Origin of the sequence: Pseudomonas chlororaphis subsp. aurantiaca, from assembly GCF_013466605.1 — a bacterium.
Classification (GTDB): Bacteria; Pseudomonadota; Gammaproteobacteria; order Pseudomonadales; family Pseudomonadaceae; genus Aquipseudomonas; species Aquipseudomonas chlororaphis_I.
Genome location: NZ_CP059162.1, coordinates 3,909,720 through 3,923,599 on the forward strand (window position 1 = coordinate 3,909,720; position 13,880 = coordinate 3,923,599).

Annotated in this window: 11 protein-coding genes and 1 pseudogene; 8 read left to right on the forward strand and 4 right to left on the reverse strand. The window is 63.2% G+C overall.

Annotated elements, in window-relative coordinates; all coding sequences use genetic code 11:
• Positions 1 to 17: 17 nt before the first annotated feature.
• A complete protein-coding gene (locus H0I86_RS32700; protein WP_506551580.1) occupies positions 18 to 302 on the reverse strand; it encodes a hypothetical protein in 285 nt (94 codons plus the stop codon).
• Here H0I86_RS32700 and H0I86_RS17720 point away from each other — a divergent pair.
• Together H0I86_RS17720 and nhaB are read left to right on the forward strand one after the other, a co-directional pair.
• A pseudogene (locus H0I86_RS17720) lies at positions 267 to 856 on the forward strand (MaoC/PaaZ C-terminal domain-containing protein); the annotation flags it as partial. The gene H0I86_RS32700 and the pseudogene H0I86_RS17720 sit on opposite strands and share 36 nt — an antisense overlap.
• Before the next feature lie 138 nt (positions 857 to 994).
• Entirely contained in the window at positions 995 to 2,497 is a 1,503-nt protein-coding gene (nhaB, locus tag H0I86_RS17725) for a sodium/proton antiporter NhaB (protein ID WP_180921485.1), read from the forward strand.
• Positions 2,498 to 2,626: 129 nt separating this feature from the next.
• Here the strand turns inward: nhaB and H0I86_RS17730 are convergent, their stop codons facing one another.
• From H0I86_RS17730 to gnd, 3 genes are read right to left on the reverse strand one after another with little or no spacing between them, the layout of a single operon-like run.
• The gene (locus H0I86_RS17730; protein ID WP_180921486.1) at positions 2,627 to 3,448 is read right to left on the reverse strand and encodes an HAD family hydrolase; all 822 of its coding nucleotides are present in this window, start codon (positions 3,446 to 3,448) and stop codon (positions 2,627 to 2,629) included.
• Positions 3,445 to 4,965: a glucose-6-phosphate dehydrogenase gene (gene zwf, locus H0I86_RS17735; protein WP_180921487.1), complete on the reverse strand. Its 1,521-nt coding sequence runs from the start codon at positions 4,963 to 4,965 to the stop codon at positions 3,445 to 3,447. The genes H0I86_RS17730 and zwf overlap by 4 nt, the downstream gene beginning before the upstream one ends.
• On the reverse strand, positions 4,962 to 5,942 hold the full coding sequence (gene gnd / locus H0I86_RS17740) for a phosphogluconate dehydrogenase (NAD(+)-dependent, decarboxylating) (RefSeq protein ID WP_180921488.1): 981 nt from the start codon (positions 5,940 to 5,942) through the stop codon (positions 4,962 to 4,964). The genes zwf and gnd overlap by 4 nt, the downstream gene beginning before the upstream one ends.
• A gap of 277 nt (positions 5,943 to 6,219) precedes the next feature.
• On the opposite strand from gnd, the gene H0I86_RS17745 reads away from it, so the two are divergent.
• The 6 genes from H0I86_RS17745 (at position 6,220) to H0I86_RS17770 (ending at position 13,865) form a co-directional block, all read left to right on the forward strand.
• The gene (locus tag H0I86_RS17745) at positions 6,220 to 6,393 is read left to right on the forward strand and encodes a DUF6026 family protein (RefSeq protein WP_007922719.1); all 174 of its coding nucleotides are present in this window, start codon (positions 6,220 to 6,222) and stop codon (positions 6,391 to 6,393) included.
• Between the two features lie 284 nt (positions 6,394 to 6,677).
• Positions 6,678 to 8,420 carry a phosphoethanolamine transferase CptA gene (locus H0I86_RS17750; protein ID WP_180921489.1) on the forward strand — a complete coding sequence of 581 codons (1,743 nt, stop codon included), beginning with the start codon at positions 6,678 to 6,680 and terminating at the stop codon, positions 8,418 to 8,420.
• Positions 8,421 to 8,636: 216 nt separating this feature from the next.
• On the forward strand, positions 8,637 to 10,868 hold the full coding sequence (locus H0I86_RS17755; RefSeq protein WP_180921490.1) for a TonB-dependent siderophore receptor: 2,232 nt from the start codon (positions 8,637 to 8,639) through the stop codon (positions 10,866 to 10,868).
• 185 nt (positions 10,869 to 11,053) lie between these two features.
• Positions 11,054 to 11,275 (forward strand): hypothetical protein, encoded by a 222-nt coding sequence (locus H0I86_RS17760; protein ID WP_180921491.1) that lies wholly within the window; start codon positions 11,054 to 11,056, stop codon positions 11,273 to 11,275.
• A 500-nt stretch (positions 11,276 to 11,775) separates the two neighbouring features.
• Positions 11,776 to 12,450: a heavy metal response regulator transcription factor gene (locus tag H0I86_RS17765; RefSeq protein ID WP_180921492.1), complete on the forward strand. Its 675-nt coding sequence runs from the start codon at positions 11,776 to 11,778 to the stop codon at positions 12,448 to 12,450.
• Positions 12,447 to 13,865, forward strand: a complete 1,419-nt coding sequence (locus H0I86_RS17770) for a heavy metal sensor histidine kinase (RefSeq protein ID WP_180921493.1) — start codon at positions 12,447 to 12,449, stop codon at positions 13,863 to 13,865. The genes H0I86_RS17765 and H0I86_RS17770 overlap by 4 nt, the downstream gene beginning before the upstream one ends.
• Positions 13,866 to 13,880: the final 15 nt, after the last annotated feature.

Consider the following 13,880-nt stretch of genomic DNA (forward strand, 5'->3'; position numbering starts at 1 on the left):
TTTGCGGTACTCGTGGATCAGCAGCAGGCACGCCAGGAAACAATCGGCCGGTTACAGCTGCTCCTGCTCGCGCAGCGCTTGCCACAGCGGCCGGAACAGCTGGATGAACTCGCTGTAATGAGCCGCCAGCTCGTCGATGTTCCAGCTTTCGCGCACCTGCAGGCGCAGCGCCTTGGAGGCCAGCACATCCTGAGCGGTGGTCTCGGGCGCCCGACCTTCTCGGCGGTCAACCAGCCTTCCTTGGTCAGGCGGAAGATCGAGGTGCGGATCAGCCGTTCGTTGATGCCGATGGGTTCGAGCAACTGGATCAGGCTGCCCAGCCGTTCGGCGCCCGCGACGGCTTCGAGCCACGCGGTACAAACGTCAGCCAGGGCGCGTTCTTCGCCCCGACCCTGCTGCTGGCCCACGACCCGCATGCCGAAGACGGCACCCACGATATCGAGGCCTTCGGCCCGGTCAGCACGCTGATGGCCTATGACGACCTCTCGGCTGCCTGTCCGGCGACCACTTCTATATGCACTTCGACGAGATCGCGGCCAAGGAGTCGCAGTTCGGCAAGCGTATCGCCCACGGTTACTTCGTGCTGTCGGCGGCGGCCGGGCTGTTCGTGTCCCCGGCACCGGGCCCGGTGCTGGCCAACTACGGCCTGGATACCCTGCGCTTCATCAACCCGGTGGGTATTGGCGACACCATCCAGGCGTGCCTGACCTGCAAGCGCAAGATCGACCAGGGCAAGAAGAGCCCGCAAGGCATTCCCCAGGGCGTGGTGGCCTGGGACGTGGAGGCCACCAATCAGTCGGGTGAGCTGGTGGCCAGCTACGACATCCTGACCCTGGTGGTCAAACGCGAAGACTGACCGACACGGCCCGCAGGAGCTGGTTTATCGGCTCCTGCACGGGCCTCGGCGGCATTTGTGGCAAAAGATTTCAGAGTTTCTTGATCTTCACCGGTGCTTGCGGCAAGTTGCGCGCTTCGTCAATACAAGGAGCAGCCAATGTCCGGTTCACTGGCCCAGGCTTTCACCCACAACTTTCTCGGCCATTCACCGCGCTGGTACAAAGCCAGCATCCTCACCTTCCTGCTGCTCAACCCCTTGCTGCTGTTCACGGTCGGCCCGGTGGCGGCCGGCTGGATGCTGGTGGCCGAGTTCATCTTCGCCCTGGCCATGGCCCTCAAGTGCTACCCGCTGATGCCCGGCGGCCTGCTGGTGCTGGAAGCCGTGGCGCTGGGCATGACCACGCCCGAGGCACTGTACGACGAACTGGTGCACAACTTCCCGGTGATCCTGCTGCTGATGTTCATGGTGGCCGGCATCTATTTCATGAAGGAACTGCTGCTGTTCCTGTTCTCCCGGCTGTTGCTGGGGGTGCGCTCCAAGGCGCTGCTGGGCCTGCTGTTCTGCTTTCTCTCGGCCTTCCTCTCGGCGTTTCTCGACGCGCTGACGGTCACCGCGGTGATCATCAGCGCCGCGGTGGGCTTCTATTCGGTGTATCACCGGGTGGCCTCCGGCGGCGACCCGCGCCAGGACAGCGAATTCAACGACGACCAGCATCTGCCCCTGTTGCATCATCAGGACCTGGAACAGTTCCGCGCCTTCCTGCGCAGCCTGCTGATGCACGGTGCGGTGGGCACCGCCCTGGGTGGCGTCTGCACCCTGGTGGGCGAGCCGCAGAACCTGCTGATCGGCCATGAAATGGGTTGGCACTTCGCCGACTTCTTCCTCAAGGTCGCCCCGGTGTCGCTGCCGGTGCTGGTGGCCGGGCTGGTGACTTGCGTGCTGCTGGAGAAACTGCGCTGGTTCGGCTACGGCACCCTGCTGCCGGACAACGTGCGCGCGGTGCTGGCCAACTATGCCGCCGAAGACAACGCCGAACGCACCGACCGGCAACGCGCGGCGCTGCTGGTACAGGGCGTGGCCGCGCTGATCCTGATTGCCGCGCTGGCCCTGCATATCGCCGAGGTCGGACTGATCGGCCTGATGGTGATCGTGCTGATTACCGTGTTCACCGGCATCACCGACGAGCACCGCCTGGGCAATGCGTTCAAGGATGCGATGCCGTTCACTGCCCTGCTGGTGGTGTTTTTCGCGGTAGTCGCGGTGATTCACGACCAGCAGCTGTTCACCCCGCTGATCCAGTGGGTGCTGGCGCTGCCGGCGGGCCAGCAGCCGGGCATGCTGTTTATCGCCAACGGGCTGTTGTCGGCCATCAGCGATAATGTGTTCGTCGCCACCATCTACATCACCGAAGTGAAGCAGGCCTTCGTTTCCGGGCAGATGAGCCGCGAGCACTTCGAAACCCTGGCGGTGGCCATCAACACCGGCACCAACCTGCCGAGCGTGGCCACGCCCAACGGCCAGGCGGCGTTCCTGTTCCTGCTGACCTCGGCGATCGCGCCGCTGGTGCGCCTGTCCTATGGACGCATGGTGTGGATGGCGTTGCCTTACACCCTGGTGATGGGTGCGCTGGGCTGGTATGCGGTGAGCTACTGGCTGTAAACCTGTAGCCGCTGCCGCAGGCTGCGATCGGCCCGTAGGGTCGTTGCGATTTCCAGATCGCTGAAGGCCTTCGGCCTTATCGTCCGAACGCGGCCCGAGCCTGCGGCAGCGGCTACAGAGGTTTTTGCGTTAGCGCGGCAGGATAAACCGTTCGATCGCCTCGGCGGCGCCGTCGGCGACATTGCTGCCCGTCACCAGGTCGGCCTGGCGTTGCACCGCTGCTTCGGCCTGGCCCATGGCAATCGACAACCCGGCCTGCTGGAACATCGCCGGGTCGTTGCCGCCATCGCCCAGCGCCGCGGTGCGCTCCAGCGGCACCCCGAGAAACTCCGCCAGGGTGATCAGCGCCTGTCCCTTGTTGGCCTGCAGCGCCGTCACATCCAGGTACACCGGCTGCGAGCGGGAGATTTGCGCCTGTTCACCGACCTGCTCCAGCAGGCGCGCCTCCAGTTCCACCAACAGCTCGGTGTCGGCACTGGCGGCGACTATCTTGTCGATGCGCGGCAGGTAGTGGTCGAAACGCTCCACCACCACTGGCGGATAACCCAGGCCGTGCTGCTCGCGCGGCACCATCGGCCCGCGGGGGTTGCGCAGCAGCCATTCACCGTCGGCAAAGACCCAGACCTCCACTTCCGGCTGCGGCGACAGCAACGCCAGGACAGTATTGGCAACCGCTACCGGCACATGGTGGCGCACCAGGAAACTGCCATCGGGGTTGACGATGGTGCCGCCATTGAAGGCCGCGGTCGGCAGGTCGACGCCCAGGGCTTCGATCTGCTGCAACATGGCCCGCGGCGGCCGCCCGGTGGCGAGGCTGAAGAACACCCCGGCTTCGCGCAGCGCGCGCACCGCGGCGATGGTGCGCTGGCTCAGGCTGTGATCGGGCAGCAGCAAGGTGCCGTCCATGTCGCTGAGCAGGAACTGGATGGGATGCTGCCCCTCGCCCCTCATCCGAGGCTGTGCCATTCACGGCCGTCGCGGGTCAGCAACTCGTCGCCGGCCGCCGGTCCGTCTTCGCCGGCCCGGTAGATATGGACCTTGGCCTTTTGCTTCCAGGCATCGAGGAACGGCTGCACCGCGCGCCAGCCGTTTTCGATGTTGTCGGCACGCTGGAACAGGGTCTGGTCACCGGTCAGGCAATCGTAGATCAGCGTCTCGTAGCCGGTGGAAGGCTGCATCTCGAAGAAGTTCTTGTAGGCAAAGCCCAGCTCGATATTGGCCATGTCCAGGGTCGGCCCGGGCTTTTTCGCCAGCAGGTCAAACCACATGCCTTCATTGGGCTGGATCTGGATGCGCAGGTAGGTCGGCTGCAAGTGGTCGACCTCGGTGTCGCGGAACTGCGCGTACGGCGCAGGCTTGAAGCAGATGGCGATCTCGGTGTCGCGCACGCTCATGCGCTTGCCGGTGCGCAGGTAGAACGGCACGCCGACCCAGCGCCAGTTGTCGATCATCACCTTGAGGGCAACGTAGGTTTCGGTGTTGCTGTCCGGGGCCACGTTGGCTTCTTCGCGGTAGCCGGCCACGGGCTTGTCGCCTGCCTTGCCCGCCACGTACTGGCCGCGCACCGAGTTGGCCAGGGCCTCTTCGGTGCTCCAGGGACGAATCGCCCCCACCACCTTGGCCTTTTCGCCGCGTACCGCATCGGCGCCGAAGGCGGCCGGCGGTTCCATGGCGACCATCGCCAGCAGCTGGAACAGGTGATTGGGCACCATGTCGCGCAGGGCGCCGGTGTTTTCATAAAAGCTGCCACGGGTTTCCACCCCGACGGTTTCCGCCGCGGTGATCTGCACGTGGTCGATGTAATGGTTGTTCCAGAAAGCCTCGAACAGGCTGTTGGAGAAACGGCTGACCAGAATGTTCTGCACCGTCTCCTTGCCCAGGTAATGGTCGATCCGATAGATCTGCTTCTCGCTCATCACCTTGAGCAGGCATTCGTTCAGCGCTTGCGCCGTTTGCAGGTCGGAGCCGAACGGCTTTTCGACCACCACCCGGCGAAACGCATTGTCACCTTCGACCAGCAACCCCGACGCGCCCAGGCGCTGCACCACTTCACTGAAGAAGCGCGGTGCGGTGGCCAGGTAGAACACCGCATTGCCGGTGCCGCTGGCGGCGATTTTCGCCGCCAGCGCGTCGTAGGTGCTGTCGTCCAGGAAGTCGCCCTGGACATAGCTGATGCCGTTGGCCAGCTTGGCCCAGAGCGCCGGATCCAGCGCTTGCGCGCCGTTGCCGACCTTGCCGGCGGCCTCGGTGCGAATGAAGTCCTCGAGCTTCTTGGCGAAGTCCACATCGCTGATCGCGTTGTGATCGACGCCGACAATCTTCAACCCCTCATCCAGCAGGCCGTCACGGTTGAGGTTGTACAGCGCCGGCATCAGCAGGCGCTTGACCAGGTCGCCATGGGCGCCGAACAGAAACAGTGTGGTGGGTGGAGCGGGTTGAGCCTTGGACTTCTTTCGCGAGGAGGTCATTTTTTCGGAGTCTCCACGTGGCCGCCGAAGCCGAAGCGCATGGCCGACAGCATCTTGTCGCCATAGGTGCTCTGCTGGCGGGAACGGAAACGGGCGAACAGCGAACTGGACAGCACTGGAACCGGCACCGCCTGCTCGATGGCGGCTTCGATGGTCCAGCGGCCTTCGCCGCTGTCGGCCACTTCGCCGGAGAAACCGTCGAGTTGCGGATCGGTGGCCAGGGCGTCGGCGGTCAGGTCCAGCAACCAGGACGAGACCACGCTGCCGCGGCGCCAGACTTCGGCGATATCGGCGACGTTGAGGTCGAAGCGCTGGTCTTCCGGCAGGCTTGGCGAGGCTTTGGTCTTGAGGATGTCGAAGCCCTCGGCGAAGGCCTGCATCATGCCGTACTCGATGCCGTTGTGGATCATCTTGACGAAGTGTCCGGCACCGGCGGGGCCGGCGTGGATGTAACCGCGCTCGGCGCGATCGTCTTCAGCCACCCGGTCCTTGGTCCGCGGGATGTCGCCCATGCCCGGTGCCAGCGCATCGAACAGCGGGTCCAGGCGGCGCACCACCTCGGCGTCGCCGCCGATCATCATGCAGTAGCCGCGCTCCAGGCCCCAGACGCCGCCGGAGGTGCCGACGTCGATGTAGTTCAGGCCCTTTGCCGCCAGCGCCTGGGCGCGACGAATGTCGTCCTTATAGTAGGTGTTGCCGCCATCGATGATCACGTCGCCCGGTTCGAGCAACTGGCTGAGGGTTTCGATGGTGTCTTCGGTGGGCGCGCCAGCCGGCAGCATGACCCAGACCGCGCGTGGCTTTTCCAGACCGGCGACCAGGGCCGGAAGGTCGGCGACGCCCTTGGCGCCTTCGTCACTCAGGGTGCTGACAAAAGCGCTGTTGCGGTCATAGACCACGGTTTCATGCCCATTGAGCATCAGGCGCCGTGCAATGTTCCCGCCCATGCGGCCCAGTCCGATAATCCCCAGTTGCATGTGCTGATGCTCCTTACTACTAAATTGTGTCAAAAGGTTATAGCCCAACGAGGCCAGTGAGGGTTAGTCCAGAGCATCCGGACTAAGTTTCCAAAGCAGTGTTTCCCAAGCGGTGAGTGGATAACGACGCGAATCGCCACGAAGGCACAACGACCGTTAAAAATAAAAAAGTTCCCTTTGCCGGCAAAAGAAATCAAAATTGCCGCCGATAGTGTTTCAGGCCCCGGAGTTCGAGCGGCCGGACCACAGTTGATGCACGCCATTTGCGAGGTGAGCAATGGGCACAGTACTACCGGCACGACCTGCACAAACCCTCTACGTCACTATCCGTCGTGACGAGTTGCGCGAACTGAAGAACGAGCGCGACCAGTTGAAGCAAGAGCTGGCGCAACTGCGCCTGGCATTGCAGAACCAGGGTCAGGTGGCTGCCGTCACCCAGCTCCACGCCTGAGGATCCGAGGAACCCGCCCGCCGTGGCCGGTCCTTGCAACAGGTTGTTAATGAAGCCGGCCGAGTCCTCGATGGATCGCCGGCTTCTTTTTGCCCGTCGCCTTTTACCCTATCCGCCTCCTGGCGACGGCATTATCTGACACGCAGGTACCAACTCACAAAGTTTTCACACCTTCTTATGGATACTCCGGCGCGATATTGCCGCCCCCACGGGCGCGGCGCGCGTTCGCCGAGGTAGTCGAAGCTTTCCGGCGAATGTCATGTTCAATGAAGCTGGAGCGCTCGATGGCTGTGTTTAAACGCGACAAGACGTCCACGAAAGGGTTTGACTGGACGGGCCTGGGCTGGCTCTTCCTGTTCTTCTGGTACTTCTCCGGCATCACCCAGTTACTGATCCAGCTGACCGACACGTCCGGCTTCGCCGGTTTCCGCCAGGCGTTCATCATGAGCGCGATCTGGCTGGCGCCGATGCTGCTGTTCCCGGCCCGCACCCGCGCGATGGCCGCCGTCATAGGCGTGGTGCTCTGGGCTTGTTCCATGGCCAGCCTGGGTTACTTCTTCATCTACCAGCAGGAGTTCTCCCAGAGCGTCATCTTCATCATGTTCGAGTCGAACCCCTCCGAAGCCGGCGAGTACCTGACCCAGTACTTCGCCTGGTGGATGGTGCTGGCGTTCCTCGTCCATACCGCCTTCGCCATCTTCCTCTGGACCCGCCTGCGCCCGGTCTACCTGCCGCGCGGCCGCGCGCTGGTGGCGGCCATGGCGATCCTGATCGCCGTCGTCGGCTACCCGCTGATCAAGCAGACCGCACGCACCGGCAGCTTCGCCGGCGGCCTGGAGAAATTCGAGACGCGCATCGAGCCCGCGGTGCCCTGGCAGATGGTGGTGGCCTACCGGCGCTACCGCGAGCAGCTGGAAAACATGCAGGGCATGCTCGACAACGTGAGCAAGATCCCGCCGCTGCACAACCTCAAGGACAGCATGGCCAACCAGCCTTCGACCCTGGTCCTGGTGATCGGCGAGTCGACCAACCGCCAGCGCATGAGCCTCTACGGCTACCCGCGCCAGACCACGCCGGAACTGGACAAGCTCAAGGACCAGCTGGCGATCTTCGACAACGTCATCACCCCGCGCCCCTACACCATCGAAGCCTTGCAGCAGGTGCTGACCTTCGCCGACGAAGAAAACCCCGACCTGTACCTCAAGACCCCGTCCCTGGTCAGCGTGATGAAGCAGGCCGGCTACAAGACCTACTGGATCACCAACCAGCAGACCATGACCAAGCGCAACACCATGCTCACCACCTTCTCCGAACAGGCGGACGAGCAGGTCTACCTGAACAACAACCGCAACCAGAACGCCCGCCAGTACGACGGCGACGTGCTGGAGCCGTTCTCCAAGGCGCTGGCCGACGGCGCGCCGCGCAAGTTCATCGTGGTCCACCTGCTGGGCACCCACATGAGCTACCAGTACCGCTACCCGCCGAGCTACGACAAGTTCACCGACCGCAGCGGCGTACCGGCCGGCGTGCGCGACGACCAGGTACCGACCTACAACAGCTACGACAACGCGGTGCTGTACAACGACTTCGTGGTCTCGAGCCTGATCAAGGACTACGCCAAGACCGCCCCCAACGGTTTCCTGCTGTACCTGTCAGACCATGGCGAAGACGTGTTCGACTCCGCCGGCCACAACACCCTGGGTCGCAACGAAGGCAAGCCGACCGCGCCGATGTACACCATTCCCTTCATCGCCTGGGCCTCGCCGAAGTGGAAGCAGAACCACGACTGGAACTTCGCCGGCGACCTCGGCCGTCCCTACAGCAGCTCGCACCTGATCCACACCTGGGCCGACATGGCCGGCCTGAGCTCCGACGAACTGGACCGCAGCAAGAGCCTGGTCAGCGACAGCTTCAAGCCGCGCCCGCTGCTGATCGGCAATCCTTATGAGCGCAACGAGAAAGCCCTGATCGACTTCAGCCTGATGAAGCCCAAGGCGCCGCCGCCCACCGCGGTGGTACAAAAATAGGTAGCACAGAAATAAGTGATACAGAAATAAGCGATATAAAAATAAGCCTTTTCCTACGGGGCTCGAGCAGCCCCGTAGTACCGGCCTTCAATGCCCCTTCATGGGGCATTTTTGCACCTTAAAGATAATAATTATTCTCGTTTAGCCTAAATACCCTTCCTCCTTTTCGTCTCAGTGCAAACGGATTTTTCCCTCGACGACAAGGAGACGGCAACGATGTTGGCGCCATTCACTCGTTCCATGACTTTGATATTCAGCCTGTGCGGCGCGGTTCTGAGCCCCGAGCTGCTGGCTGAAAACGAACCCGCGCAAAGTGCCGAGCCTGTCGCCCAGGCCCTGGAACTCGATGCCACCAGCGTCACCGCCCAGGGCCTGGGCGCGACCACGGAAAACAGCGGTTCCTACACCACCGCCACGCGCCTGAACCTGTCGATCAAGGAAACCCCGCAATCGGTGTCGGTGGTGACCCGCCAGCAGATGGACGATTTCAAACTCGATACCTTGTCCGAGGTGCTGGGGCAAACCACCGGGGTGGTGGTCCAGCACCTGGACTCCGACCGGGTGATCTATTCCTCCCGCGGCTACTCCATCAACAACTTCCAGATCGATGGCATGCTCAACACCTTCAACCGCATGAAGTCCGATTCGGACACCATCATCTACGACCGCATCGAAGTGGTCCGCGGCGCCACCGGCCTGACCACCGGCGCCGGCGACCCTTCGGCCACCGTCAACATGGTGCGCAAGCGACCGACCCACGAATGGGCGGCCAAGGCCGGCGTCAGTGGCGGCAGCTACGACAACTACTACAGCTACGTCGATGTCGGCGGCCCCCTGGCGTTCGACGGTCGCCTGCGCGGGCGCACGGTGCTGGCCTATCGCGACAGCCAGTCGTTTCGCGACCACTACCAGCTGCAGCGGGAAGTCGGCTACGGCATTCTCGAGGCCGACCTGACCGACAGCACCACCCTGGCCGTGGGCTACGACTACCAGGACAAGCAGGTCCAGGGCACCTCCTGGGGCACCGTGCCCTACTGGAACGCCTCGGGCGGCAAGGCCAACCTGCCGCGCGCCACCAACATGGCGGCGCACTGGAGCTCCTGGCCGCTCAAGGACAAGACCGCCTTCGCCACCCTCGACCAGCGCCTGGGCCATGGCTGGCACCTGAAAGCCGCCTACACCCACCGCGACAGCGACAGCGACGGCAAGGTCTATTACGGCGGCGCCGGTTTTCCGGAAGCCGACCGCTCGGGCATGACCGCCTGGGCCAGCCATATGATCGGCACGCAGAAAATGCGCGTGTACGACTTCAACCTGGCCGGTCCCTACAACCTGCTGGGCCGCGAACATGAACTGATGCTGGGCTACGGCGAGGCCGAGCGCCGCGAGTCGTCGCCCTACACCGTCGACGGCCCGAGACCACCGGGCTACACCAGCATCGCCGACTGGAAATACATGGGCGGCATCGCCAAGTTTCCCGACACCGTGACCAACCTGCCAGGCTCCGGCGACAGCACCCGGCAAAAGGCCGGCTACCTGGCCACTCGCCTGAGCCTGGGCGACGACCTGCATGCGGTGCTCGGCAGCCGTTACGGCAGCTGGAGCGCCCACAGCCGCTCTCGCAGCTACGACGCCGACAACCAGCTGACCAGCCTCGAGGACACCCGCCAGCAGCACAACGACATGTGGACGCCCTACGCCGGCCTGCTGTACGACCTCACCCCCGAATACACGGTGTATGTCAGCTACACCGACATCTTCAAGCCCCAGACCGAGCGCGACGCCAGCCGCAAATACTTGGAACCGATAGTCGGCAGCAACTACGAGCTGGGGCTCAAGGGCAGCCTGCTGGAGGAGCGCCTGAACCTGGCCACCGCGGTGTTCTGGAGCAAGCAGGACAACGTCGCCGAACTGGACAGTTCGGTGCCGCCGGACCCGGTCACCGGCGAGGAGTTCTACAAGTCGGGCGGCAAAGGCGGCAAGGTGCGCGGGTTCGAGGCCGAGGTCTCGGGGGAGATCCTCCCGGGCTGGAACCTCACCGCCGGCTACACCTACACCCATGCCCTGGACGGCGAAAAGCAGCGTGCCAACGGCGGCGAACCGATGAACATGTTGCGCCTGTCGACGGCCTATCGCCTGCCGGGCCAGTGGCGGGCGCTGACCGTCGGCGGCAGCCTGAACTGGCAAAGCGAAATCTACGGCAGCAGCCGGCGGCCGGTGGGGCGCGACGGCAACGGGCGCCTCGTCACCGAAAACACCCGCATCCACCAGCAGGCCTACAGCGTGGCCGGGCTGATGTCGCGCTACGAGTTCGACCCGCACCTGTCGGCCTCGCTCAACGTCACCAACCTGTTCGACAAGAAGTACTACGAACGGGTCGGCTTCTATAACGGCGTCTATTGGGGAGAACCGCGCACCATGACCCTGAGCCTGGACTGGAAGCTTTAACCCGCCTTTCTTCCTACACGGCCCATCTCAGTGGGTCGTCAGTGCTTCTCATCCGGGATGACAGAATTGTCATCCCGCCTTCAGCGCCCTGTTAACCCCCCGTTAATAAGATCGCACCATACTTCTATTACTGCTTCGTCACAGGGACGCGACGGATTCCGATAACCGTCAATGGGACACCGCACATGAAAGCCTCCACACTCCTGCTCGCCGGTCTGATGATTGCCAGCTCGGGTGCAGCGTTCGCCGAAGGCGGCGCTGAACGCATGAAGCACTACTGGGACAACTTCCCCATCAGCCAGCAGATACCCCGCACCGATAGCGAACAGACGTCCTCCGAGAGCGGGAAAAAACCCCAGGCACCCGCCGCGGACCCGACCCGCGCCCCTGCGCAACCGGACGCCTGAAACGCCCCGAGCTCTACTCCTCTCTGGCGATAATGCTCCTTTGCCAGAGAGGATCTTCCGGCGCCCTTTCACGGGCGCCTTTTTTATCCCGTCGATATCGGCAACATGACCATGGGTTATCAAATTTCTGACGTCAAAATGACAATTACGCCATCTAAGAAACCGTCATTAATCGCTGTATTAACATAAGTTCCCGGCAAACTTAGACATACATTGAAACAGTAATAACGATGACACCCCCGCTTGTTGCTCACTACCAGAGAAAAAGCGCCCGGCTGCGGAAAAGGCCAAGCGACCGGCTGTCGAAAACAGGCACAAGCCGTTGATATCAGTTACTTAAAATCTTGACCCTAAAGCCACTTCAGGCTTGAGCATTCCCCCACCCTAGCGGCTGAGGCTATTTATCAGCAGCAACTTCGCGGGGTTTTATGGCTGGTCCAACAACAACTTCACATCCAGCGCCATTGAATTCTTTTTAATGATCAAGAGGTCACTTTTCCATGCGCATTCTGGTTGTCGAAGACGAGCGTAAAACTGCCGATTACTTGCATCAGGGGCTGACCGAAAGCGGTTATGTGGTCGACCGCGCCGCCACCGGTGTCGACGGTCTTTACCTGATCGAACAGCAAAACTACGAACTGGTGATTCTGGACGTCAATCTGCCGGAAAAGGACGGCTGGCAAGTGCTGGAAGACATGCGCAAGGACAACAGTACCCGGGTGATGATGCTCTCGGCGCGCGGGCGCCTGGCCGACAAGGTCAAGGGGCTGGACCTGGGGGCCGACGATTATCTGGTCAAACCGTTCGAGTTCCCCGAACTGCTGGCGCGGGTGCGCACCCTGCTGCGGCGCAGCGAGAACCTGCCGGCGACCGACACCCTGCGGGTCGCCGACCTCGAGCTCGACCCGCGCCGGCACCGGGCCTATCGCGGTTCGCGGCGCATCGACCTGACCACCAAGGAATTCACCCTGTTGCAGGTGCTGATGCGCCAGTCGGGCGAGGTGCTGACCCGGACCCAGATCATTTCCCTGGTCTGGGACATGAACTTCGACTGCGACACCAACGTGGTGGAAGTCTCCATCAGCCGCCTGCGGGCGAAGATCGACGATGCCAGCGATATCAAGCTGATCCACACCATCCGTGGCGTCGGCTATGTCCTGGAAGTGCGCCAATGAAAGCCTCGCAACGCACCGCCAGCAGCCTGTCTATGCGCCTGGGCCTGACCGTCAGCCTGATGGGCGCCGGCCTGGTTTTGCTGCTCGCCACCCTGGCGTACCTGGCCCTCAGTCATGAACTGGGCAGCCTGGCGCGGCAAAGCCTGGACAGCAAGCTCGAACAGATCCGCCATACCCTGACCAGCGACCTGAAGACCGGCGATATCGCCGCCCGCCCGCATTCGCTGCTGGACCTGGTGATGGGCCACGACAACCTGCACCTGAGCATTTTCGGCGCCGATCCCCGGGCCGAAGCGCTGCTGAACATCGGCAACCGCAACCTGGGTCCGCTACCCGAAGCCCTGACCCAGCCGGAGAGCCCGGCGTTCCTCGACTGGCTCGACAGCGCCGGCAACCGGTTGCTCAGCGCCTCCAGCCTGATAACCCTGCGCAATGGCGAACAGGTGCGGGTGGTGCTGTCCCTGGACCGGGCCAACGACCAGGCGCTGCTCAGTGCCTACCTGCGGTCCACGGTGATCGCCCTGCCCTTGCTGCTGATGCTGATCGGCATCGGCGCCTGGTGGGTGGTGCAGCGCGGCCTGGCGCCGTTGCAGCAGTTCAGCCGGGTGGCCGCCAAGGTCACCACCCAGGATCTGACCCATCGCCTGTCGCCGGACAACCTGCCGCGGGAGCTGGCCGAGCTGGCCCACAGCATCAATTTCATGCTGCACCGGCTCGACGGCGGCGTGCAGCAACTCTCGCAATTCTCCGACGACCTGGCCCACGAGCTGCGCTCGCCCATCACCAACCTGATGGGCAAGGCCCAGGTCACCTTGTCCCGGGAACGCCCGCCCCATGAATACAAGGCAGTGCTGGAGTCTAGCACCGAGGAGCTGGAGCGCCTGACCCGGATCGTCAGCGACATGCTGTTCCTCGCCCAGGTCAGCCACCCGGCCTCCCAGGTGGCGTTCGAAGAAATCTCCCTGGGCGAAGAAGCGCGGCGGGTCATGGAACTGTTCGCCCTGAGCGCCGAGGAAAAACACCTGGGCATCAGCCTTTCCGGCGATGGCCTGGTGTACGGCGACCGCCTGATGATCCAGCGGGCGATCTCCAACCTGCTGTCCAACGCCATCCGCCACAGCCCCCGGGCGGCGAGCATTTCGATCCTGGTGGAGGAACACGATTCGAGCGTGTCGCTGTCGGTGGGCAACCCCGGCGCCGGTATCCCGGAGCAGCATCTGGAACACCTGTTCGAGCGTTTCTACCGGGTCGACAGCAGCCGCTCGCGCGCCGAAGGCGGTACGGGACTGGGCTTGGCGATCGTACGCTCGATCATGAACCTGCATCAGGGGCGGACCGAGGTCAGCAGCGTACCGGGCAGCTTTACCTTGTTCCGCCTGGTGTTTGCCCGGCCCAATCATCCGTCGCGGGTGTAATGCTGCTGATTGCAG